Below are 24,622 nucleotides of genomic sequence, written 5' to 3'. Positions count from 1 at the left end.
CTAAAAGTGACTAATTTGTTGAACATCTAGGCAGAATGGAGGAGGATGAGGAGTTGCGAGTGGTGAGTTGTACATGAAAAGGAACTATAATCCACTAGCCTTGCAAAGAAGCTGACATCAGATCATTGTTTTGCTTAAGGAATATTTTTACAGTTTATTGTTGTGAAAAAGAACAAAAACAGTAACATTCAAATACGCATAGACAAATTACCATTTTTTTCAATTTACTCTTCAATTGTTTTAGTTCTGTTCAAGTTTCTTTTTCTGCGCTTTTTTCTTGATAGGATGAATTCGAGGACGCCCGCCCTTATTTTTCTTTCGACGTCCTTTTGAACTTCGCGTGGGCGCTCTGTTTAAAGCAGCAAGGAACTTTTCCCAGCTCATCATCACGTAAATGCGAACTAACTTCAGCACTTCCCATGTACTTTTTGTTGTTTTCGTTTGCAACTTGACCAGGATGCACAGTCCGTAGGCTAAAAGTGTCATGTAGATTTGGTTCCATACCGCATCAGGTTTATAGCTATAAAGTTTAGCCAAGTGAAGGTGCTGCTTCATCCATTTAAAGAACAATTCGATCATCCAGCGATCTCGGTACAAGTTAGCGATTTCTCGTGCTGAGAGATCCCACCTTGTTGTAACCACGCGGTAGATTCGTTTTTTGTCATCTTTGAATTCAACCAATCGGAGCGTTACTTTTTGATCAGGGTGCTTCGGAACCACCATTTGGACATCAGCATCTCGTAAAAGGCCAGGATCATCTTCTGGAACAGGTCGTGCCTGGATGACGGTTGTCTTACTATTTGCTTGTATTCGCACGACAAAACGAATGTTTGCTTCTGCCCATTTCTTGAAAAAGGCGTAGTTAATGTATCCGCGATCCATCACATACGTTGTGTTTTTATCTGTGAGAAGTTCGATCGCTACTTCCGAGTCAGCTACAGCTCCCGTCGATAAAATAACTTTGCTGGGATAGGCCATATCCGGGAAATCTGTGCAGAGGTAGGTATGCATTTTTACGCTATTTTGCATTTTGCTGCAGTAGGCCCACTGACCGTGAAAGTTGGGTAAAGAGATGGTGGTAGAGTCAATGATCGTTAGCTTTTTTACATCTCGCACCTTTACATGGGATGATTCTCGTAAGGTCTGTGCAATACGCCGATTGATTTCTTGAAAAGCGTACTGGAGTAAAAAAGTAGGTAACTCGTTCAATTTACGCGAGAAACGGGAGGCGCTAATCGATTTTGTTCCTACAAGAGCCTGCAAATTTTCGTTAGAACGCAAATGCTCCTCAATGGCAGTCGGCTCTTCGCGCCGTGCCAACTGAGCTTCGATGAAAAGTAGGATTGCACTGCGAACGGTAAGTTTTTGAGTCCGATAATCCAAAATGTCGCAGACTGCCTTTGGTAAATCCAACAATTGAAGACATTGACTAATAACGGTTTTATCTGGTACGATACCCATGCGATTTCTCCTTTTGATGAGGAAATGGGTAACATGCCTATTCCTTAACATTAGGGGATTTTTTTATGTCTTACCAGATAAAATAGTGAAATATATTCATAATATAGAAATTATTATATCTATAAGTTTTCATGTCAGGTTCGATGCAAGGCTAGTGACTATAATCCGCTAATTAGGACGGGGGTGAAGTAAGAGTAAGGGGGAGTGTAGAAGTAGAAGTAGAAGTAGAAGTAGAAGTAGAAGTAGAAGTAGAAGTAGAAGTAGAAGTAAAAGTAAAAGTAAAAGTAAGAGTAAGAGTAAGAGTAAGAGTAAGAGTAAGAGTAAGAGTAAGAGTAAGAGTAAGAGTAAGAGTAAGAGTAGAAGTAAAAGTAGCAGTCGCAGTATAGGAGGAGGTCTAAAAGTGACTAATTTGTTGAACATCTAGGCGGAATGAAGGGGGATGAGGAGTTGCGAGTGGTGAGTTGTACATGAAAAGGAACTATAATCCGCTAATTGGCGGGAACCGGGGTAAAAGCAGTATGAAAGGGAACTGAGGTACGCTATTCAAGCGAAAAATGCTGATTCTGACGGGGAAATGGTGATATAGCGGATCGTAGTTCCCTTTGGGCTAGGCGATGACTCAGAAAGTAGTGTGAAAAGGGTGTAGGGTGAAGGTTATTAGCTTTTTGGGTTGACAAAAAGGGGGGCCGTGGGTGAAGTAAGAGTAAGGGGGAGTGTAGAAGTAGAAGTAAAAGTAAAAGTAAAAGTAAAAGTAAAAGTAAAAGTAGCAGTGTAGGAGGAGGTCTAAAAGTGACTAATTTGTTGAACATCTAGGCAAAATGGACGGGGATGAGGAGTTGCGAGTGGTGAGTTGTACATGAAAAGGAACTATAATCCGCTAATTGGCGGGAACCTGGCTAAAAGCAGTATGAAAGGGAACTGAGGTACGCTATTCAAGCGAAAAATGCTGATTACGACGGGGAAATGGTGATATAGCGGATTGTAGTTCCCTTTGGAGTGGGATTTGGTGGTTTTCAGCCATATAGAGGATCGTAGTTCCCTTTGGGCTAGGCGATGACACAGAGCCTGGAGGGAAAAGGAACTATGGTTCGCTAAAAGGCGGAAAGGAGGCCGGGGACGGCGGGGACGGCCGGCATACCGTCGCGTAGTCCTCCGTCGTCACATGGCGTATCAGCTTTCAGCCCGCCCCGCCCCGCCCCGCCCCGCCCCGCCCCGCCCCGCCCCGCCCCCGTCACCTCAAAGCACGTGCCGCATCAGCTTCCGGCACTCCAGCGGCGTCTGCGAGGTGACTTGTTTGAACACGCGGCCGAAGTGGGCGACGCTGTCGAAGCCGGATTGCTCGGCGATGTGGATGACTTTGAGCTTCGTCTCGCGCAGCAGGCGCTGTGCTTCGCGGATGCGCACGTTGTTCAAGTATTCGACGAACGAGAAGCCGGTTGTTTCCTTGAATGAGCGGCAGAAGTAGCTCGGGCTGATATAAAAGGTTTCGGAAATCGAGGCGAGCGTCAGCCGATTGCGAAACTGCTCATTGATGTAGGAGACAATTTCGTACATTTTGGGATTGTGCGGTTGGGGCTGTTCGTCCACCAGATTTAGTTTATCTGTGAGCCGCGAACAGATAATCAGCAATTGCGTGAATAAGGCTTTGCTGTTAAGCTGCCAACCGCTTTGTTCCTGCTGCTGCTCTCGCAAAATATGAAAGAGCAAATTCTCTATAGCAGTGCGATTCGTGCCCGTGAGGGAGAAGACATGATGGTTTTGCTGAAAGAGCAAGAGCAGTTGTTCAGCGGCATCTTCACCAATGGATCGAATGAAGGAATCATCAAAGTTAAGCAGAATACGTTCGTGCGGCGCTGCATCGACATTTCGAGTTTTGTGAAGTACGTTTTTATCGATACAGACGAGGCCGCCCTCTTCAATATAATAAGAGCGGTCTTGTATAAAATAATGGCGTTTCCCGCTGAGTAAATAATAAATTTCATAGGTATCATGGAAATGGTTCACGTTCATGGAGAAAGCATGATCTCTGCGAAGTCGTTCAATCGCGAATTGCTGCAAGGCTAACCACCTCTTGTCTTAATCAAATAGGATCTTTTTATTATAGCAAGATATGCAAGGAAAGAAACTATAAAGGTAATATTTGATTAGAAACACAGCAAATATTGTATTAATCTTGAAGTAAGACATATCCATATTCGAGAGGGGTACAAACGGAATGAAAAAACGTTACGCAGTAGTCGGCACAGGTGGAAGAGCAGAATTTTTCTATGGGGCGATTGTGAAGGATTTTCAAGAAACGTCCGAATTGGTTGCGATTTGCGATATGAACCAAACGAGAATGAATTATACCAACCAACTACTGGTTGATAAATATGAGTACAATGCGGTACCAACCTATAAAGCAGATCAATTCGAGGAAATGATTCGCAACGAAAAACCTGATTATGTCATTGTGACATCGGTAGACCGGACACATCATACTTACATTATCAAAGCGATGGAGCTTGGTTGTGATGTGATCTCTGAAAAACCGATGACGGTGGATGAAGAGAAATGTCAAGAAATTCTCGATGCCATTAAACGTACGGGACGCCAGCTTCGCGTGACGTTCAATTACCGTTATGCTCCGCATAATACCAAAATTCGCGAGCTGATTATGGATGGAACCATTGGGGATGTACATTCGGTACATTTTGAATGGCTTTTGAATACCGAGCATGGCGCTGATTATTTCCGCAGATGGCACCGTGATAAGCGCAATGGCGGCGGGCTGCTGGTACACAAGTCTACGCATCATTTCGATCTCGTTAACTTCTGGCTCGGCACGACTCCTGACACGGTATTTGCGATGGGCGGCCTCATGTTCTATGGCCGAGAAAATGCAGAAAAACGCGGTGAAACGAAGTTCTATCAACGAGCTACGGGGAACGAGAATGCCAAGGATGATCCGTTTGCGCTGCATTTGGATACGAATAAGCATCTAAAAGGGATGTATTTGGATGCGGAACACGAAGACGGCTATCAACGCGATCAAAGCGTTTTCGGCGATGGGATTAGCATTGAAGACACGATGGGGGTTATGGTGCGCTACAAAAATAAAGCCATTCTCACTTATTCACTGAATGCCTACATGCCATGGGAAGGCTTCAATGTTATGATCAATGGCAGCAAGGGCCGTATTGAATTGCGGGTAGTTGAGAAATCATACGTGAATTCCGGTGGGGACAAAGCGGACGAAGGCGCATTAAAGGCCAAATCAATCAAGGTGTTCCCGATGTTCGCGGCCCCTTATGAAGTGGAAATTGAAGAGCTTGCTGGAGGACATGGCGGCGGTGATCCGATCTTGCTGCGTGATATCTTTGATAAGGCATCCGACGACCGCTTTGCCAGAGCAGCTTCCCATGTGGATGGAGCGATGTCCATTCTGACCGGCATAGCCGGGAACATTTCATTGCGGACGGGACAGCCTGTTGCTGTAGACAAATTGGTCACTTTCTAATACAAGGGGCGAGCGGCATGTGGAATCCGGATGCTATCATGGAGAACCTTTATAACACTTATGCCGACAAGCGGCTTCAAAAGCAAGAACATGAAACGGCTGCTTCGTATAAGCTGCGGTTAAAGGAGAAATTGACTGGCTCGCTGACGCTTCGAGAAGGACAGGATGATCTACATCCTGTCCTTCTTGAACGTACAGAGCTCAGTGATCATATTCGCGAGCGAATTGAAATTGGTACATACATGGGCTTCCGAGTACCTGCTTATGTATTGATTCCACGAGGTTTGAAAGAAAAGAGAGCTGCTGTACTAGCTCTGCATGGTCATGGGTTCGGGAGCAGGCAGATCGTAGGATTGAATGCGGATGGGACTGAGCATTCTGGTGAGCCGGACATTCACGACAATTATGCGCTGGAACTCGTTAGGCGCGGCTTCATCGTGATTGCTCCTGAGATTATAGGCTTCGGGGATCGAAGGCTAGCTGAGGATCAGAAGGACGGAAAAGTAGGGAATTCCTCCTGCCAAACCCTAGCATCACATTTGCTTTTATACGGGATATCGTTAGCGGCATTGCGCGTTCAGGAAGCGAGGCGAGCGCTCGACTACGTGTTGTTTCGGGATGATGTGGACAGCAGTAGCATCGGCTGCTTTGGTTTCTCGGGAGGCGGGCTTATCGCTGCTTATACAGCAGCTATCGATGAGCGGGTGAAAGCGACGGTTCTGTGCGCCTTTACCAATACATTCAAAGGCAGCATCATGCCTATTCGCCATTGCATCGACAATTATTTGCCGGGCGTGCTAACATACGCGGAGCTGCCTGAATTAATTGGTTTGATAGCTCCTCGCCCCTTGTTTATCGCATCTGGCAAACAAGATCCCATTTTTCCTGTAGAAACGGTAGAGGTTGCTGTTGCGTATTTAAGGAAACTGTATATACAGAGTGGTGTGGAAGACCGATTGCATGTTCATCTCTATGATGGGGTTCATGAAGTGGACGGGAGCCGGGCTTATCCTTGGTTGGTTGAGGCACTTGTACAGTTATGAGGTTAAATGCTGTTGTCTGTTCCGTTTAGTTTCAAGGTGTCGTACTTGCGGATTTCTTCACGCCAGGAGAGAAATCCGCTTTCCATTGCGCGAATCAGCATTTCTGCCGTCGCAACATTCGTAGCCAGAGGAATCCGCTGAACATCACATAGGCGAAGCAAAGCAGAAATATCCGGTTCGTGGCCGAGCGCTGACAGCGGATCGCGAAAAAAGATCAATAAATCAATATCATCCATCGCAATCATAGCTCCGATTTGTTGATCTCCACCAAGCGGACCTGAACGCAAACGGGTCACCTCTAGTTTGGCAGCCTCACTTATTCTTTTCCCTGTCGTTCCTGTTGCAAAAAGCGTATGCTTCTGGAAGATATGTTTGTAAGCGATAACGAAGTCTACGATTAAGTTTTTGTGAATGTCATGAGCGACCAATGCGATATTCATTTACTCTCCACCCCTATTATTGTGTTATATTATCTGACATACAATTGTTGTTGAATTCAGATTATCCTAAATTATAAATTAATTCAATCATTATTTTGGTTATTTTGATCAATATGCATATAATGTGTCATGTTTTCGAACATTAATATTACACCGAATGAGCTAATCAAGCAGTTTGCAGCTTGTTTCCTTCCTTTCTATAGGGAGCTAACTATGTTAATCTGTAAGAAGTGTCAACAAGGCGGTGGTCATTTTTTGAAACGAATTTTGATTACAGGGTACAAAGCATCAGAATTGGGTATTTTTTCATTAAAGCATCCGGGAATTCCGATTATAAAAAAAGCGATCCAGAAAAAGCTGATTGCTCTAGTTGAGGAAGGTTTGGAATGGGTCGTCGTCAGTGGGGGTTGGGGTGTAGAGTTGTGGGCGGCCGAGGCGGTGCTTGAGCTTAGAGCGAGTACATGCCCGGAGCTGAAATTAGCGATCATTACGCCTTTTGTGGAGCAGGAAGAGAAATGGAGCGACGATAAGAAGAATTGTTATACGAGTGTGATAGAGCGTGCTAATTATGTGAACAGCATAACGAAGACCAAATATGAAGGTCCTTGGCAGTTTAAGGAACGCGACAAGTTCCTGCTTCGCAACTCGGATGGCATCCTGCTTGTCTATGATGAAGAGACAGAAGGCTCTCCTAGATTCATGAAACAGCAAGCTGCGCAATTGGCAGCCAACCACGCTTATCCGATCTTGACCATCAATGCGTATGATTTGCAAAATATAGCAGAAGACGAGCAAGGGGAGCAGCACGGCGAAGAAGACTTGAGCGGAGATCAATGGGAAGATCTAGATACGTATAAGGATAATAAAGATTTCGAGGAAATCTAAAAAGGGGAAGCCAGGTCCGATGCGGACTTGGCTTTTTTTCCACAATAGAAAGTATACGTTTTCGGTTCCGAAAACGTCTTTCTATTTGGCGATAAAACCTACCTCTAAACGCGGTCGCTCATCCTCGAATGGCCTCGATAGAGGTTTTCTCATGACGGGTACGTTAAGATAATCTTAAGAATTGTCCCCACAATCTGTTAAGATTCAGCGTCTATACTAAGTCTCATGATAGCTATCAACATTTTGGTTGTATTTGCCAGACCAACTTGATACGTTTATGGATATCAGCAAAGCGCAGTACATGGGCTTAAAACTACTTCATACTTACACATGTAAAGGAGGGGACCCGGAATGGCACAAACTACAATACTCCTTGTCGACGACGAGAAAGAAATCATAGATATGCTGGCGATTTATTTGAAAAATGAAGGGTATCAGTTGCTTCGGGCGTCCGATGGCATGGAAGCCCTGCAGGTACTTCAGAAGGAAGAGGTAGATCTGATCGTCCTCGATATCATGATGCCGAAAATGGATGGGATCGAGGCTTGCTTTAAAATCCGCGAGCAAAAAAATATGCCGATCATCATGCTCTCTGCCAAGAGTCAGGATATGGATAAAATCTGGGGCTTAAGCTCAGGCGCTGACGATTACATGAGCAAACCATTTAACCCCTTGGAGCTTATCGCGCGAATTAAATCGCAGCTGCGCCGTTACACAAGGCTTAATGTGCCCCATGTGAACAAGGACCACGAGCTTGAAGTGGATGATCTGACGATCAATACACAGACGCACGAAGTCAAGCTGGAAGGCAAAGAAATTAAGCTAACCCCAAGAGAATTCGCCATTCTTGAATTGCTTGTCCGTAACCGCGGGATGGTGTGGAGCTCAGAAAAATTGTACGAAACCATTTGGAAGGAAGCCTATTATGACTCCGACAATACGGTCATGGTCCATATCCGCAAAATTCGTGAAAAAATTGAAACAAATCCAAGAAGCCCGAGATTTATAAAAACAGTTTGGGGGGTTGGCTACAAAGTTGAATAAACGATACGATATCGATCCTTACTCTAGACTGAACCGATTCCCATTTAGCATTTTCCCTTTTACCCTGCTTCGAAAGCTGATTATTTTGCTTCGGACGCTGTATAAGATTAGCATAGGTCATGTGAATCGGAGCGTACGGATGCAGTTGATGCTAACCTTTGTCATCTGTTTGTTGGCAGGATCGATGACTTATGGCATTTGTTCTAATCTATTCGGAGAAATGCGGCGGGCGGCTGTTATTGACTATAAGTACGGAATTGAACGAATAGATAGCGAAGCCCGCAGCCTGGTTAATGAACTAACATCCCTCCAAAGTCAACGAGATCTGTCCGGTGGCGGAAATTCGGGCGGGAGGCCGGAATTTTTCGAAAATCATGTAAACCGAATGAATGATCAGAAGTTCAAGGTTCTCATAACGGATCTGGAAGGCCGAGTCGTCTATCGAAGCCAGAACGCTGCGGAAACGAATGTCGAAATTCACAATGTGATAGGCAACGCGATGAATGCCCGGACGGACCAGGATTATGGCCGGAAAGAATTTTCCAGTTTTTACCCTGTCAACTATATGGGACAAAAATCATATCTGATTGTCTCCGGCATCCCGGAACCGCACATTACGTATCAGAAGGGTGAGAGCCCGCTGTCCTTGTTGAGCGCTGTGGCTGTTTTTATCCTGCTGTTCTACTTCATGACACAAAAGAAAATGCGCCATATTGAGGAATTGGCTGGTGGTCTGCGCATCATTGCAACGGGGAATTTGGATTACCGTGTCGTTGAACGCAGTCAAGATGAGCTTGGTTCCCTAGCACGGGATCTGAACTTCATGGTAGAGGATTTGCAGAAAAGGATTGAAGAGGAAAGAAGGAGCGAACGTTTGAAGCGCGAGCTGATTACGAATGTTTCTCATGATTTACGCACGCCTCTGACGCTCATCATGGGTTATTTGCGACTGCTGCATGATAAGGGCTACGAGACACCTGAGCAGGCGTCTGGCTATGTTAGTATTGCTTATCATAAATCCGAAAAGTTGAAGCTGCTCATTGATGACTTGTTCGAGTACACGAAGTTGTCCAATCGCGATGAGCCTCTTTACCGAGAAGGTGTTGTGATCAACGAACTGTTAGACCAATTACTTGAGGAGTTTGTCACACCGGCTGAGGAACAGCAACTTACGATTATTCGCACAATCCCGAAGGAGAAGCTATTGGTTCGCATCGACGTGGATAAGATGATTCGCGTCTTCGAGAATCTGCTGGGAAATTCACTGAAGTACAGCTTGAAGCCGGGAGCAATTACTGTCAGTTTGCGCCATGATTATCGGTATGTCACCCTGCAAGTCAGCAATAAAGCAGAATTGCTTAGTGATGACGCCTTGCATCAATTATTTGATCGGTTCTATCGGGTCGACGCTTCGCGTTCTTCTAATACGGGAGGGTCGGGCCTAGGGCTCGCCATCGCCAAAAGTATTGTAGAGTCGCACGAAGGCGCCATTTGGGCCGAGCAAAGCGGCGGGCAGATTCATTTTTTTGTGAAATTAAAGCTTATTTGATGGAATTAGGAAAAGGAAGATGAAAGGGGTTTTGCTATGAAACGATGGATTGTATGCTTGATGTTAGTAAGCTTGCTAGGGCTAATAGGGTGCTCGAAACCTATCGAATTTACCGGGAAAACGGAAGAATGGCGGGTGGCGTGTTCGGTAAATCCATCCGATCATGTCAAAGAATATGCGATCACGTATATTGGCAAAGACGGTCAGTCTGTCAAAAATGTCAGTTACTCTTTTATGGATAGTGGAAATTTTAATCAAAGCGGCACTAGCGAATCGAGCTCGAAAAATTTGAAAATAACCGGAAAGTCAACCGTAGAAACGCCTTTTGTTGAGGAAGATAGCTTTAAGCTTCATATCAAATGGAATGGCAAGGAGGACACGATACCTGTAGTGAAAAAAGCTTAGCATCACGTATATGCACACACAGCCGATTATTGCCCCTAAGGTAGAATCGGCTTTATTGTCATGCCATTTTTTAGGTGTCCAGTGCAGGGAGGAGTAGAAAAATTGACGAAGTTAACGGAGTTTTCCATGAAAAATGTTGCGGCTGTATGTATTGTGATATGGCTGCTGATTGCTGGGGGATGCTACGCTGCGACAAACTTGAAGGTAGAGAGTATGCCGGATATTACCTATCCGATTGTTATTATTTCGACTGATTATACAGCTCCGCCTAAAGATGTCATGGAGTTGGTTACCAAACCGTTGGAGAAATCAGTGGCAGGAATGCAAGGGCTTTTGAATATAAGCTCCAGTTCGCAGGATAATTACTCGCAAATTGTTATCCGACTAGAACAAGGCAAGAAACCAGAGGATGTTAAAAAAGATGTGGAAAGCTTGATTGCAAATGTGCGGCTTCCGCAGGGCTCTGAGAAGCCTAAGGTATTAACGGCGGGCTTCGCTTCCGAACCAATCTATCATTTGGCGCTTTATGCAGAAGAAGGAACGAATCAAACGGAGCTCGATCAAGCTTTCAAAGATATGATTTTACCTGGATTAGAGGGGATTAAAGGTATTGACCATGTAGATTCATTTGGCAATCGGGAAGCCGTGCTTACAATTAAGCTGGACGGTGCTGCAATGAACCGATACGGCCTTACGCCGCCGGAGGTATCCCGCTTTATTCAAGGAGCGCTCGTGTCCAGTCCGGCTGGCACGGTTGATTTTAACGGCAATCATCAGATGCTTAGGGTAAAAGGACAGCTGGATTCTATTTATAGTCTGGATAATATGAAAATAAGAACACCTGAAGGCGAGATGCTTCTGCTTAAGCAAATCGCGAAAGTGGAAGCGATCAGCGAGTCCGCCAATACAGCCAGACTAGATGACAAACCGGCGATCACTGTGCTGCTATACAAGACGAAGGATGCGAATACAGTAGAATTCGCTGGAGAAGTGGATAAACAAATAGCATCCTGGCAAAAGTCATTGAAAGGAGTGAAGTTTCATCTTGTGCTGAATGGAGCGACGTCTGTGAAGGAATCTATTCACGGGATGGTACAAGAAGGCGGGTTAGGGGCGCTTCTCGCTTCACTGATGATCCTGATCTTTTTGCGGAATGTGAGAATGACCCTCATTGTATTGGTCTCAATTCCGCTTTCAATTCTGATTACGCTGCTAGTTATGAACCCGCTCGGCATTTCATTGAACATTATGACGCTCGGGGGGATGGCGATTGCCATTGGACGGGTCGTTGATGACAGCATTGTCGTTATTGAAAATATATACAGCCAGATTCAGAAGGCGCAGGAACGCAGCGAATCGGTTATCAAGCTGGCTACGCAGCAAGTTGCCTCGGCGATTACTTCGTCAACCCTTACAACTGTTGGTGTTTTCGCGCCGATTGGATTCGTAAGCGGCACTGTCGGCGAAGTATTCCGTCCGTTTGCATTGACTTTGATTTGTGCGCTTCTGTCTTCGCTGCTCGTTGCCCTAACGGTCATTCCGATGCTGGCGAAGCTGATGGTGCTTAAAGGAAATAGCATTCCGCCTCAGAATGAGAAGCAAGCGACTTTGTTCATGCTTCGCTATCAAAAAATGTTAGAGTGGTCTTTAACTAACCGCATAAAGACGTTGTCGTTTGCAGCGGTTTTGTTTGTGCTTTCCATTGTGCTTACGGTGCCGCATCTGGCAACATCGTTTATGCCGGCCAACGCGTCGGAGAGGCAAATGGTTTTTACGATTCAGATGCCTCGCGGCACATCGCTCGAAATGATGAATGCCCAGTCCAAAGACATCGAAACGTTGTTGAAAAATGCCAAGAGCGCCTCGGGCCAGTCCGTCTTTAGCTACAACGAATCGATCATGGGGGCTGATTGGGCCGATATTTACACAGAATCGAGTACGCAAGAAGATGCTAAAATGGCTTTTAAACAATATAAGGAAAAAATTGCTGAACTGCTTCCCAAAGATGCCAAAGTGAACGGTAAAGTATTTAGTTTTGGACCTGGCACGGGAAGCGGTGTAGACTTCTCCTACTTATTAACAGGAGATGATCAGCTGTATTTGCAGCAGGCTGCTCGGCAGATTGAAAATAAACTGAGAGAGTTTCCAGAGCTTGCTGAGATTAAAAACAGCTTAAGCGAAACGAAAACAGAAGTCGAAATTACCGTTGATGAAGGCAAGGCGATGTTGTACGGCTTCACAGCGGCCCAAGTTCTAGAGAACGTGAACAGTTGGATCAAAGAAGAAAAGCTGGGTGATCTCACATTTAATCACATCACTTATGCGACCAAGGTGATGCTCGATAATAAATACAAAGATTCGATGGATAAGCTAGGCAGCTATATGCTTAAGTCAGCCAATGGCAAGCGTGTGCAAATCATTGAGATTGCCCAAATTAAGCAAATCAACGCGCCGGTCTCTATTAGTCGGGAGATGCAGGCTCAGGTGCTTACGGTGACAGCTCAAATCGACAGTGCCGATAAAGGCGGAATTAGTAAAAGAATATCGACGGAGCTTGCCAAAATTGAGTTGCCCGCGGGCGTAAGCCGCGAAGTGAAGGGAGTATCGGGTGATATTAATAAAAGTTTCATGGAAATGTTCATGGCCATGGGAGCATCGATTTTTATCGTGTATCTGGTCATGGTGCTCGCATTTGGGAATGCGAGAGCACCATTTGCAATTCTGTTCTGCTTGCCGCTAGCTGCAATCGGGGGGGTATTAGGCCTCTTCGTTACCGGGGAATCACTCAACGTTACTTCCTTGATCGGATTTCTAATGCTAATCGGCATAGTTGTGACGAATGCCATAGTTCTCATCGACAGGGTCCAGCAACTGGCTCAGCAGGGGTATCCGCTGCGCCAATCGTTGATTGAAGCGGGGATGACACGCTTGAGGCCGATTATTATGACCGCAGGGGCGACCATTATGGCTTTGATGCCATTGGCTCTAGGTCTATCGAAGGGGACGATCGTCTCGAAAGGTTTGGCCGTCGTAGTTATTGGGGGCTTAAGCACCTCGACACTGCTCACGCTTGTCGTTGTCCCTATTATGTATGAATGGATTTATTCCATTAAAATACGTCGCAAGATGGGATGGCAAAAGACTTCATAGTTGGTTGTGGAAAGGACTGTCAGGGTGTTTACTGGCAGTTTTTTTGTTGGGGGAAGCGAAGCTTTTACCTCGTGGGATTTATATGTTCGGAATGATTGAAAAGGAACTATGATCCGCTAATTGGTGGGAACTGGAGTAAAAGCAGCATGAAAGGGAACTGAGGTATGCTATTTAAGCGGAACATGCTGATTCCGAGCGGAAAATGGTGAAATAGCGGAACGTAGTTCCTTTTGGAGTGGAATTTGGCTAGATTCAGCATTATAGCGGATCCTAGTTCCCTTTGCGCTATGGGCATTCTTCGATCCATACAATTCGGAAGCTTCCGCGAAACTGTGCAAGAATTATGTATGTTAAAATCAATGTCATATAACATGACGTTTATTTGAGGGAATTCAATATATGTGAGATTTTTTTGTTCCTCAATCCAAATTAATGGTGAAAATTTAGCTCGATAAACAATAATGTGCTTGTTTGTGTTAGAAATATTGACGCTAATGACGCGTGGACATTACGATCAGGTTACAAACAACAGGGGGGATCGGAATGGCTAACCACTTGGACTTGATCATTCGCGGCGGCTCCATCGTTCTCAGAGATGAAGTTCGCGTGCTGGATATAGGTGTTAAGAGCGGGAAGATCGTAGCATTGGGTGAACAGATTGGAGAGGATGCCGAGACGATTGTGGATGCGCGAGGCATGACGATGATGGCAGGGATGATAGATGTTCATGTTCATCTGAATGAACCGGGACTTGGGGATTGGGAGGGTTTCGCTACGGGCTCGGCAGCTTTGGCGGCGGGAGGATGTACGACCTATTTGGATATGCCTCTAAATGGCGTTCCGCCAACCGTTACGCTTGCGGCCATGCAGATGAAGTTAGCAACAGCGGAGGCGCAGTCACACGTGGACTATGCGTTATGGGGCGGCCTCGTTCCAGGCAATGTGGATGATCTGGAAGCCCTGAATGAAGCAGGGGTTATCGGGTTCAAAGCGTTCATGTCCTCACCTGGCGACCCGGGGGAGGACGCATTCCGCGAGGTGGATGATCTCACCTTGTGGGAAGGGATGAAGCGGATTGCCCGCCTGAATCGTGTGCTTGCTATCCATGCCGAAAGCGAATCGCTCGTCTCGCAATTAGGAAGAATTCGCCAAGTAGAAGGAGCTGTTTCCGCCAAGGATTACTCCTCTTCAAGACCGATCCTGGCGGAGTTAGAGGCTGTAAATCGTGCTTTGTTTTATGCCGAGCAGACGGGGTGCCCTTTGCATTTCGTTCATATTAGCAGTCCGGCAGCGGTCATGGTCATAGCAAAAGCCAAGGAAAGAGGCGTTAATGTAACTGTGGAAACGTGCCCGCACTATTTGACGTTAACTGAGGATGATTTGGAACGGATTGGTCCCAAAGCCAAATGTGCGCCTCCGCTGCGGAGCAAAGAAGAACAGGATATGCTCTGGCATGTACTGCGGCTGGGCTACATTGATATGATATCGTCGGATCATTCTCCCTGTCCGGGAGATTTGAAATTATTAGACAACTATTTTGAAGCCTGGGGCGGCATAGCCGGGGCGCAAAGCTCACTGGAACTGATGCTGGACGAAGGTCATCTTAAGCGGAATATCCCGCTAACACAACTGACCGCCATGCTGTCCTGCGCACCAGCCAAACGCTTTGGGCTGCATCCGCGAAAGGGTGAAATTCGTATCGGGGCTGATGCCGATCTCGTCATGATTCAACTGAATAAGGCTTATGAATTGACGGAGGAGCAGCTGCTTGATCGGCATAAGCAAAGCCCCTATGTGGGGAAGACCTTCTCCTGCAAAGTCGCAGCCACATGGAGCAATGGGAATCTTGTGTATGAGCAATCAAGCGGCGTACAGCCGGTGAAGAGGGGAAGTTGGCTGAGCGGAATTAGCTAGTTGAGGCTCATCTTGATTCAGGCAGCATGGCCATGAAGGTGCTGAGCGAGCTGCTCACGAAGGCATCTTTGCGGGTAATGAATTCCGTATGGATGTGACGATAGTGATCAGGTATTTCAAAAGTACGGATCAAACCGTCCGCCTCATGCTTATGAACGACTGCTTTGGGCATAAGGGAAATGCCGAGTCCCGCAGATATGCCGCCAATAATGGCTTCTAACATCCCGAACTCCATCAAGGTGGGTTGCATCTTGCCGATGGATTGAAGCCACCCTTCCAACACATCCCGATAGGAACAGCCTGAGCTGAAAACAAGGATGGGCTTCGCCAAAGCTTCTGCCAGATTGGCCACATTAGGGCCAGCTGCAATGACTAATTCCTCTTGGAAGGCAGGAATGGATACCAGTTCGGGATGCGTGCACGAGCAGCCAATGAATGCGCCGTCCAACTCGTAATGAAGCACTTTTTCGATTAAAAATTGCGAGTGGCCTGTAGTTAGAGAGAGCTGAACATTCGAATGCTGCTCATAGTAGCAAGCAAGCAGTTTAGGCAGTCGAACAGCTGCGGCAGTTTGCGTAGATCCAATCAGGAGCGGGCCGCTAGGTTCCCCGGAAGATGAGAAGGCGAGGAACGCTTCATCCAGTAAGCCGACGATTTTATCTGCATAGGCTAGCAATGTTTTGCCGCTTGAAGTTAATGACATACCACGGTTATGCCGGTAAAAAAGCACGGTTTGCAGTTCCGATTCAAGCTGTCTGATTCGAGCTGTAATGTTGGATTGCACATAACCGAGCCGCTGAGCGGCCTTGGTGACGGAGCCTTCACGGGCGACCATTTGAAATACGCGCAAATCTGGACTTTCCATCTCGCAACCCCCTTGTAGGTATATTTCTTGCTATCATTCATTCTGATACCTAATATCATTAACAATCATTATACATAATAGAAGCCCTCCCTTACAATTAGCGTACTGTTAGTAAATGGAGGGTTTTCTCGATGAATAAATTCAAATATATTTGCCTTATTCTGGTTACCACTTTTGTAATGGGAGTTGCATTTCCGGTAGGGAAAATCGGCATGTTGTACGCGACACCTTTCTTTCTGATGGGAATCCGCTTTGTGTTCGCAGGAGGCTTGCTGGCTCTGTTAGTTGCCAAAAAACCACGCCCGCGTGGTGGCAGACAGTGGTTGAAATCAGCCATAATCGGCATTTTTCAATCTGCGGGTGTCATGGGGTGTGCCTACTACAGCATGCATTGGATCACCTCAAGTGAATCTTCCATTATTACTTGCACGAACCCGCTGATCGTCATTGTTCTCGGAACTTTATTGACTGGAGCCAAGTACCGTGGCCGTCAATGGCTAGGTGTTGCCATTGGTTTTGTTGGGGTCGCGATGACCTTTGGGCTCCAAATGAACTTCCAAATCGGCACCTTCATCGGCTTCGCAGGTGCGGTTTGCTTCGCTGCAGCTACGCTCCTTATCAAACGCTGGGGTGCTGAGTTTGACATGACGGTCCTGGCAGCTTATCAAATGTTGGCTGGGGGAATTGTGTTACTTCTATTAAGCGCGTTTACGGAACATGCCTACTTTACGTTTACAGGAGCCTCTGTGTTAGTCATGCTATGGCTGGTTATTATGGGTTCCATCGTGCAATTTTCCCTGTGGTTTTACTTGCTTAAGAACGGGGATCCGGCCAAAACGAGCGCCTTTTTGTTTCTTGTTCCGTTGTTTGGCGTCCTTTCCAGTTGGCTGCTGCTTGGCGAGCAAATCGCTTGGTATGTTTCGGCGGGCGGAGCTTTTATCTGCCTGGGTATCTTTTTGGTCAATTGGGAGGGGAAATGAATAAGCCGCCAGACACAAGGTTCCCCGAGTGTTTAGCGGCTTTTTTCAATACGGCTTGAGCTGAATAAGGTCTCTATGATGCGTGGCTAGTTGAGTTAAATCCTTTGACGATAAGCCACACGGCCAAAATCATTTCATAAGCGAATACCGGTACAGCCAAAATAGCTCCCCATGTTGAAAGTTGAAGAATGATGCCAAACATTTCTAATAAGGTTGCTATGAAAATGAGGGTTGCTCCGGCAAGGCCCATGATAGAAATAAAACGGGGAACAAGTTTGGATTTGTAGAGTAGGTAGCTGCACATCATCGTATTAACCGCAAGCATGAAATTGGGTCCTAGCATGAAAGTCCAGTCATGTACAGCTTTGAGCAAGATACCTGAAGTTTGAAAAGAGGCCGTATTCGGAGTGGATATTTTTACGAATTCCTGACTTAATGTCAAGAGGGAGAGCACGCTGATAACACCAACAATAATGATGGCCGCTTCAAGGAGCCTGAAGCAAACATAACCAAGAGCAAGGCTTTCATTTTGCTTTTTTAAGAATGGAAACAGAGTAATCGAAGTGCCAACAACGGAGCAGGCAAGAATTAGCTCCAGAAGAGCTCCGAGAATCACTTGGTTTGCATGTTCGGAGCCTGTGACAAGGGAATTGGGCCCATTGAGAATGGGGTCGTACAGAATAAGACCGATGATCGACGTAACTGTCGCAAGGATAAATAGTACCCCCACAATAAAAGCTGACTTTCTGTTGGCGGTCATTTGTTGTCTCCTTTTTAATGGAATTTGCCGCAAAGGTTGAGCATTTATCCCTGGAAAGAGAAAATCTCCTCTAACGGTAAGTCAAATACACGAGCGATGCGAAAAGCCAATTCCAGCGTAGGCGAGTATTTCTCATTCTCGATGGCTACGATGGTTTGCCGAGTTACCCCTACCTTATCAGCTAATTGCTGTTGGGTCATTTCGTCATGGTTAAAACGTAATTTTCGAATGTTGTTGCTGACAAGACTTTTCCCCATCTTAGACTCCTTTCCGATATAGGTAGAGTTGCGTACCAGTTCCAACTACCTCTGACACAAACCCTGATAGTAATAGCATAACGAACATCACGGAAGGCGACATATCCATGGCAAGCGGTACCATCGATAAAGCAAATCCAATAGCAAACACATAATGCGAGTTTCTTATTGCTTTTAATTCAATTAATTTGTCAAGCTCATCAGAGAAAGAGGGTTCTTTTTCTTTCGTTGCTATTGTATGGATGATGCTAAATACAATATGAATAATGATCCTGGATACAATCGCAATTGGAATTAGGGTTAGAATCATAACCCCCCAGAATTTGAAGGTGACCGTCGAATCTACGGCTGCTTCTTGGTACCTTTGGAAGACATAGATTCCATAAAGCATAGAAATGAGTACATTACTAATCAAATAGACAATATTCTTTTTTTCTTGAAAGGACATTTTCCTTTCCTCCTGTCTGACTATCTTTACTTGTAGTCAGTTATTATATACACAGTGTAAACAATTCATTACTACATGTCAAATATTTTATACATGTAAAACGAATTTAAATTAATAATCCATTTAAGCTGTGCTGCTGACCCCTTCGTTTATCTGTATTTATTCAAACTAAAACAAAAATAAAATAATTATTCAAAAATAAACAAAGATATGATATGATGAATCCATCAAAAACAAACACTTACTCATGGGAAGTAAACATTAGGAGGATACTTATGGTTGCGAATTTGTGGGAAGCTTCAAAAGCGAATGCTGTCTCAAAAGGGGTAGAGGAACTGGTTTATCGTTCCAATTTGTTGGGGACAGATCGCGCAGTTGCTAACTGGGGCGGTGGGAACACTTCTTACAAAACGATTGAGAAGGATTTCCGCGGTCGCGATGTAGAAGTCATGTGGGTAAAAGGAAGCGGTTCCGACCTTGCGACAATGAAAGCAAAGAATTTCACAGGTCTTCGTATGGAAGACATCCGTCCTTTGTTCGAAAAAGACGAAATGCCAGATGCCGAAATGGTTGCTTACCTTGTGAACTGTATGATCGACAGCAAACACCCGCGTGCTTCTATTGAGACGCTTTTACATGCTTTTCTGCCATTCAAACACGTGGATCACACGCATCCGGATGCGATTATCGGTCTATGCTGCGCTCACAATGGCCGTGAGCTAGCCAAAGAAATTTACGGCGACCGTTTCGTATGGGTTCCTTATGTACGTCCTGGTTTCACACTTTCCAAAATGATCGCCGAAGGCGTCAGAAACAATCCGAAAGCTGAACTTGTTTTGATGGAGAAGCATGGTCTTGTAACTTGGGGCGAAACGTCTGAAGAGAGCTACCTCAAGACGCTGGCTATCATTCAAGAAGCAGAAAGCTTCATCGAAGCACGCGTTAATGAAGACAACCTATACGGCGGAGCGAAATATGAATCTCTTTCGGTATCCGACCGCGAAGACATTTTGGCGCAAGTGCTGCCAATCGCACGCGGAGCAGTAAGTCAAGAGAAGAAAATGATTCTGACAACGGACAGTGCAGATGATGTTTTGAAATTCGTCAACAGCAAAGATGCAGGCGTTCTTTCCCAAGTTGGCGCGGCTTGCCCGGATCACTTGGTTCATACCAAAATGAAGCCATTATACATTGATTGGAATCCAAATTCCCGCGATGCAGCTTCCTTGATTGAAGCTTTGAATGCAGGGATTGCAGCATATAAAGAAGAATACCAAGCTTACTTCGATCGCAACAAAAATGAAGGCGACGTGATTTTCGAAACGGCTCCGCGCGTTATTTTGATTCCGGGTATCGGAATGATTAACACAGGCAAGAGCTGGGCGATGGCGCAGGTTAGCGGTGCGCTTTACCACCGTGCGATTTCCGTTATGAGAGGCGCTACAGCGCTCGGAACGTTCGTATCTTTAAGCGAAAATGAGTCTTACAATGTAGAGTACTGGCCTCTTGAGCTTTACAAATTGACACTCGCTCCTGCGGAAGCGGAATTCTCCCGTAAAATTGCTTTCATCACGGGCGGAGCAGGCGGAATCGGAAGCGTAACGGCTCGTCAATTCCTCAGAGACGGTGCGCATGTTGTTCTGGCCGACCTTAACCTAGAAGGCGCACAGAAACTTGCCGCTGAACTGAACGAACAATATGGCGAAAACAGAGCCATTGCCGTTAAAATGGACGTAACGAAAGAAGAAGAAGTAGAAGCAGCTTACCGCGAAGTGATCTTGAGCTACGGCGGAATCGACATTATCGTGAATAATGCGGGTCTCGCGACTTCGAGTCCTTTTGATGAAACATCGCTTAAAGAGTGGAACTTGAATATGAACGTGCTTTCCACGGGTTACTTTTTGGTAGCTAGAGAAGCATTTAAAATTATGAAAAAACAAAGCATCGGCGGCAGCATGGTATTCGTCGGTTCCAAGAACTCGGTATTTGCCGGCAAGAATGCTTCAGCTTACTCGACGGCTAAGGCAGCTGAGATTCACTTGGCGCGCTGTATCGCAGCTGAAGGCGGCGAATTCGGCATTCGCGTGAACTCCGTATTGCCAGATGCGATTCTCCAAGGATCAGCAATCTGGAATTCCGGCTGGCGCAATGAGCGTGCAGCAGCTTATGGGATTGAACCGGATCAGTTGGAAGAGCACTACCGCAAAAGAACGACTCTGCTTGTTAACATTTTCCCGAAAGACGTTGCAGAAGCCATCGTGTATTTCTCCTCTTCCAAAGCAGAGAAAACGACTGGCTGCATGATCACAGTTGACGGCGGCGTTCCAGCAGCCTTCACACGTTAATTCACCTAATAGGAGGATACGAATTCGATGAGCGATAAAGCATATGCATGGTTTGAGGAGCAGCAAGCAAATAGAGGTATTGATTTGGCTGCGGTTAAAGCTAAAATCAAAGCACTGAAAGTCGAAACCCCTTCGTGGGGTTACGGCGATTCAGGCACACGCTTCAAGGTGTACAAGCAAAATGGCGTGCCGCGCAATCCTTTCGAGAAATTCGAGGATGCTGCGCAAGTTCACAAATTGACGGGTGCTTGCCCGTCGGTTGCGATCCACATCCCTTGGGACAAAGTGGATGACTATGCGAAGCTTAAGCAGCACGCGGCTGATCTCGGTGTATCCATCGGTGCGGTGAACCCGAACCTGTTCCAAGAAGATGACTATATCTTCGGCAGCGTAACGAACTCCAATGCAGCGATTCGCCGCAAAGCGACGGATCATTTGCTGGAGTGTGTAGATATCGCGAAGACGGTTGGCTCTGATGTATTCAGCCTCTGGTTCGCGGATGGCTCGAACTATCCAGGTCAAGTAGACATTCGTGCCCGCAAAACTTGGATGTACGAAGCGCTTAAGGAAATGTACGAGGCGATGACGCCAAGCATGAGAATGCTGATCGAATACAAATTCTATGAGCCTGCTTTTTATCACACAGATTTGGCTGACTGGGGAATGGCGTTCAATTTGGCGAATAAATTGGGTCCGCAAGCTGAAGTGCTTGTAGACACTGGGCATCACCCGCAAGGAACGAACATTGAGCATATCGTGACGTACTTGTTGGACGAAAATAAACTTGGCGGCTTCCACTTCAACTCCCGGAAATACGGGGACGATGATTTGATCGTCGGTTCTGTAAATCCGTATGAATTGTTCTTGATTTTCTACCAAATCATCGATGCAGCGAACGATAAAAACCCGCAAATTCGTCAGGCTTCTGACAATATTGCTTATATGATCGACCAAAGCCACAATATCGAGCGTAAAATTCCAGCGATGCTGCGTTCCGTGCTTAACGTTCAAACGCAATATGCCAAAGCATTGCTGATCAACCTGGATGAAGTGAGAGATGCTCAAGAACGTCAAGACGTTCTAGGCGCTGAAGACGCGGTTCGCAAAGCATTCGAATTCGACGTAACCCCACTGCTGCATGCGGTTCGTGAAGAAATCGGCGTGCCGGTTGATCCAATGAAAGCTTATTTGGAAAGCGGCTACGATGAGAGCATTAACGCAAGAGGCAAGGGCGGTGCCAGCTGGTGAGTAACTTTTCGAGCGTTCTGGCTTTTGATTTGGGAGCAAGCAGCGGCAGAGCGATCGTCGGACGCCTTGATTCTGAAGCGGGCTGGATTACGATCGAGGAAGTTCATCGCTTCTCCAATGATCCAGTGAAGGTGGGCGACCGCCTTCATTGGGACATTCTGAGATTGTTTCATGAATTGAAACAAGGTATTTTACAAACGAAGCATCTTGGTTATACGGATATTGAGAGTTTGGCGATTGATTCCTGGGCGGTAGATTTCGGGCTGCTTGCGGCAAATGGCGAACTCCTTGGAAATCCGTATCATTATAGGGACCACCAAACGGATACCGTCATGGACAAGGTGATTGCAGCGATCGGCCGTGAAAACCTGTATGCCAAAACAGGACTTCAGTTCCTGCAATTCAACTCTATTTTTCAATTAATCGCTATCCAACAAAGAAATCCTGAGCTTCTGAAGCGGGCAGAAACCTTTTTGATGATACCGGACTTGCTCCGATATTTCCTGACCGGTGAGAAACATAGCGAATTTACCAATGCGTCGACAACTCAGCTGCTGAATGCAACGACTAAGGCGTGGGACACGGAACTTTTGGAGCAATTAGGCTTGCAGGGAGAAATTTTGCTGCAGCCCGTTGCTTCAGGAACGCGGGTCGGTGCTTTGACTCCAGACATTTGCGAAGAGCTTGATGTGGCTTCAATTCCAGTTATCGCCGTGGGTGAGCATGATACCGCTTCCGCCGTTGTTGCTGTTCCAGCGTTGGATGAAGATTTTGCTTTCCTCAGCTGCGGCACTTGGTCCCTCCTGGGAACGGAAACTGACGCTCCAGTTCTTAGTGAACAAGCGCAAGCTTGGAATTTCACGAATGAAGGCGGCGTGTATGGCACGAATCGTTTGCTCAAGAACATCATGGGGCTTTGGCTCATTCAAGAATGCAAGCGAACGTGGGACAAAGAGGGTAGAAATATCAGTTTTGCTGAACTGGTCAAGTTGGCCGAACCTGTGAAGCCTTTCCAATTCTTCATTGATCCGGATGATGATATGTTCTTGAATCCTGCGCACATGCCCAAGCAAATTCAGCAATATTGCCGCGATACGAATCAGACTGTCCCCCAAACAGAGGGTGAAATCGTTCGTTGTATTTTGGAAAGTCTGGCCATGAAATACCGCTTTATTCTTGAGCGAACGGAGCTGCTTTCAGGCAAAGCGTATCAAGGAATGCACATTGTAGGCGGCGGCATCCAGAATGAACTGCTTTGTCAATTCACGGCGAGTGCGATTCAGCGTGAGGTTTGGGCTGGACCTGTTGAGGGTAGTGCCTTGGGAAACCTTGTAGTACAATGGATAGCACTAGGGTATATCGCGGATTTGCGCGAAGCCAGGAAGCTGATTCGGAATTCGTTCCCGGTCAAAACGTATACCCCACAGGGGAGCGCGGGTTGGCAGGAAGCGTATGCAATATTTGAACAGGTGGCGTCCCGATCGACGGTGAAATGAGGGAAAACGATGCTGGTAGCGGAAAGATGGCAGAGAATCGTTCAGGCAGTGAATGAAAGAGGCAGTATTCGTGTTACAGAGCTCAGCGAACTCTGCCAAGTAACGGAAGAAACGATACGGCGTGATCTGGATCGGCTTGAAAGCGAAGGCAAGCTAATGCGCAGCCACGGCGGTGCTGTCAGTGTGAAGGAAGCGCAGACCGAGGTCCCTTTTATGGAGCGGGAAACGGCTTATGCCGACTTCAAGATCAGCATTGCGAGGGAAGCGGTATCCTATATTCGCGAGCATGACCGCATCATTCTGGATGCTAGTACAACGGCTTGGTACATGGCTAGATTGATTCCGGATATGTCGCTGACGATCATTACGAATTCGATGAAAGTGGCTTTGGAAGTAAGCGCCAAGGAGAAGATTCAGGTCATTTCCACAGGCGGACTCCTCTCGCCCAAATCGTTGTCTTACGTAGGACCACTAGCTGAAAGATCACTGGATATGTACCATGTTCATAAATGTTTTCTGTCCTGCAAAGGGGTGCACATCCAGCGTGGAATCAGTGAATCCAATGAATTGCAGGCGCTTATCAAGCGCAAAATGATCAGCATAGCTGACGAAACCTATCTGCTGGCGGATCATAGTAAATTCGGGATGCAATCTTTGACGCAAGTGGCAGGTTGGCCTGAGATCAAGCATGTCATCACAGATGGACAAACCAATAAGGAAGATGTGAATCGGATCCGCGAGATTGGTGTGAACGTGCTTCAATTAGATAAAGGTTAAAACTATTGTTCCTTCCATCACCAGTATGTTTCTTGCGTACTGAGGATGGTTTTTTG

General features: G+C 46.2%; 20 protein-coding genes. 13 read left to right on the top strand and 7 right to left on the bottom strand.

Annotated features, from left to right (window positions below; genetic code table 11):
• Positions 1 to 240: 240 nt before the first annotated feature.
• Both LOZ80_RS21730 and LOZ80_RS21725 read right to left on the bottom strand, forming a co-directional pair.
• Positions 241 to 1,461, bottom strand: a complete 1,221-nt coding sequence (locus LOZ80_RS21730; RefSeq protein WP_238166664.1) for an IS4 family transposase — start codon at positions 1,459 to 1,461, stop codon at positions 241 to 243.
• 1,236 nt (positions 1,462 to 2,697) lie between these two features.
• Positions 2,698 to 3,519, bottom strand: a complete 822-nt coding sequence (locus tag LOZ80_RS21725; RefSeq protein WP_238166663.1) for an AraC family transcriptional regulator — start codon at positions 3,517 to 3,519, stop codon at positions 2,698 to 2,700.
• Positions 3,520 to 3,676: 157 nt separating this feature from the next.
• On the opposite strand from LOZ80_RS21725, the gene LOZ80_RS21720 reads away from it, so the two are divergent.
• A complete protein-coding gene (locus tag LOZ80_RS21720) occupies positions 3,677 to 4,960 on the top strand; it encodes a Gfo/Idh/MocA family protein (protein WP_238166662.1) in 1,284 nt (427 codons plus the stop codon).
• A gap of 17 nt (positions 4,961 to 4,977) precedes the next feature.
• Complete coding sequence (locus tag LOZ80_RS21715; protein WP_238166661.1) at positions 4,978 to 6,003, top strand: dienelactone hydrolase family protein; 1,026 nt, start codon at positions 4,978 to 4,980, stop codon at positions 6,001 to 6,003.
• Between the two features lie 2 nt (positions 6,004 to 6,005).
• Here LOZ80_RS21715 and LOZ80_RS21710 read toward each other — a convergent pair whose 3' ends face one another.
• A complete protein-coding gene (locus LOZ80_RS21710; RefSeq protein WP_238166660.1) occupies positions 6,006 to 6,443 on the bottom strand; it encodes a methylglyoxal synthase in 438 nt (145 codons plus the stop codon).
• 255 nt (positions 6,444 to 6,698) lie between these two features.
• Here LOZ80_RS21710 and LOZ80_RS21705 point away from each other — a divergent pair, with 255 nt between their 5' ends.
• From LOZ80_RS21705 to LOZ80_RS21680, 6 genes are all read left to right on the top strand, one after another.
• Entirely contained in the window at positions 6,699 to 7,328 is a 630-nt protein-coding gene (locus tag LOZ80_RS21705) for an SLOG family protein (RefSeq protein WP_238166659.1), read from the top strand.
• Positions 7,329 to 7,679: 351 nt separating this feature from the next.
• The gene (locus tag LOZ80_RS21700) at positions 7,680 to 8,372 is read left to right on the top strand and encodes a response regulator transcription factor (protein ID WP_238166658.1); all 693 of its coding nucleotides are present in this window, start codon (positions 7,680 to 7,682) and stop codon (positions 8,370 to 8,372) included.
• Positions 8,365 to 9,921 (top strand): HAMP domain-containing sensor histidine kinase, encoded by a 1,557-nt coding sequence (locus LOZ80_RS21695; protein WP_238166657.1) that lies wholly within the window; start codon positions 8,365 to 8,367, stop codon positions 9,919 to 9,921. Before LOZ80_RS21700 ends, LOZ80_RS21695 begins: the two co-directional genes overlap by 8 nt.
• A gap of 36 nt (positions 9,922 to 9,957) precedes the next feature.
• Complete coding sequence (locus LOZ80_RS21690) at positions 9,958 to 10,326, top strand: hypothetical protein (protein ID WP_238166656.1); 369 nt, start codon at positions 9,958 to 9,960, stop codon at positions 10,324 to 10,326.
• A 102-nt stretch (positions 10,327 to 10,428) separates the two neighbouring features.
• Positions 10,429 to 13,476: an efflux RND transporter permease subunit gene (locus LOZ80_RS21685; RefSeq protein ID WP_238166655.1), complete on the top strand. Its 3,048-nt coding sequence runs from the start codon at positions 10,429 to 10,431 to the stop codon at positions 13,474 to 13,476.
• 543 nt (positions 13,477 to 14,019) lie between these two features.
• Complete coding sequence (locus LOZ80_RS21680) at positions 14,020 to 15,390, top strand: allantoinase (RefSeq protein WP_238166654.1); 1,371 nt, start codon at positions 14,020 to 14,022, stop codon at positions 15,388 to 15,390.
• A 7-nt stretch (positions 15,391 to 15,397) separates the two neighbouring features.
• On the opposite strand, the gene LOZ80_RS21675 is transcribed toward LOZ80_RS21680, so the two are convergent.
• The gene (locus tag LOZ80_RS21675; protein ID WP_238166653.1) at positions 15,398 to 16,255 is read right to left on the bottom strand and encodes a LysR family transcriptional regulator; all 858 of its coding nucleotides are present in this window, start codon (positions 16,253 to 16,255) and stop codon (positions 15,398 to 15,400) included.
• Between the two features lie 131 nt (positions 16,256 to 16,386).
• Here LOZ80_RS21675 and LOZ80_RS21670 point away from each other — a divergent pair, with 131 nt between their 5' ends.
• Positions 16,387 to 17,235: a DMT family transporter gene (locus LOZ80_RS21670; RefSeq protein ID WP_238166652.1), complete on the top strand. Its 849-nt coding sequence runs from the start codon at positions 16,387 to 16,389 to the stop codon at positions 17,233 to 17,235.
• A 73-nt stretch (positions 17,236 to 17,308) separates the two neighbouring features.
• On the opposite strand, the gene LOZ80_RS21665 is transcribed toward LOZ80_RS21670, so the two are convergent.
• From LOZ80_RS21665 to LOZ80_RS21655, 3 genes are read right to left on the bottom strand one after another with little or no spacing between them, the layout of a single operon-like run.
• Positions 17,309 to 17,995, bottom strand: a complete 687-nt coding sequence (locus tag LOZ80_RS21665) for a DUF4386 domain-containing protein (protein WP_238166651.1) — start codon at positions 17,993 to 17,995, stop codon at positions 17,309 to 17,311.
• A 44-nt stretch (positions 17,996 to 18,039) separates the two neighbouring features.
• A complete protein-coding gene (locus LOZ80_RS21660) occupies positions 18,040 to 18,252 on the bottom strand; it encodes a helix-turn-helix transcriptional regulator (RefSeq protein WP_238166650.1) in 213 nt (70 codons plus the stop codon).
• A 1-nt stretch (position 18,253) separates the two neighbouring features.
• Positions 18,254 to 18,700 (bottom strand): hypothetical protein, encoded by a 447-nt coding sequence (locus LOZ80_RS21655; RefSeq protein WP_238166649.1) that lies wholly within the window; start codon positions 18,698 to 18,700, stop codon positions 18,254 to 18,256.
• Between the two features lie 275 nt (positions 18,701 to 18,975).
• Here LOZ80_RS21655 and LOZ80_RS21650 point away from each other — a divergent pair, with 275 nt between their 5' ends.
• The 4 genes from LOZ80_RS21650 to LOZ80_RS21635 are packed head-to-tail and all read left to right on the top strand — an operon-like array spanning position 18,976 to position 24,566.
• Positions 18,976 to 21,045, top strand: a complete 2,070-nt coding sequence (locus LOZ80_RS21650; protein WP_238166648.1) for a bifunctional aldolase/short-chain dehydrogenase — start codon at positions 18,976 to 18,978, stop codon at positions 21,043 to 21,045.
• A gap of 27 nt (positions 21,046 to 21,072) precedes the next feature.
• Entirely contained in the window at positions 21,073 to 22,293 is a 1,221-nt protein-coding gene (rhaI, locus tag LOZ80_RS21645) for an L-rhamnose isomerase (RefSeq protein ID WP_238166647.1), read from the top strand.
• Positions 22,287 to 23,789, top strand: coding sequence for a rhamnulokinase (gene rhaB, locus LOZ80_RS21640; protein ID WP_238173070.1), 1,503 nt, complete (start codon positions 22,287 to 22,289; stop codon positions 23,787 to 23,789). The genes rhaI and rhaB overlap by 7 nt, the downstream gene beginning before the upstream one ends.
• A gap of 9 nt (positions 23,790 to 23,798) precedes the next feature.
• A complete protein-coding gene (locus LOZ80_RS21635; protein ID WP_238166646.1) occupies positions 23,799 to 24,566 on the top strand; it encodes a DeoR/GlpR family DNA-binding transcription regulator in 768 nt (255 codons plus the stop codon).
• Positions 24,567 to 24,622: the final 56 nt, after the last annotated feature.

Origin of the sequence: Paenibacillus sp. HWE-109, assembly GCF_022163125.1 — a bacterium.
GTDB lineage: Bacteria > Bacillota > Bacilli > Paenibacillales > NBRC-103111 > Paenibacillus_E.
This window is presented reverse-complemented; position numbering and strand designations above follow the sequence as displayed.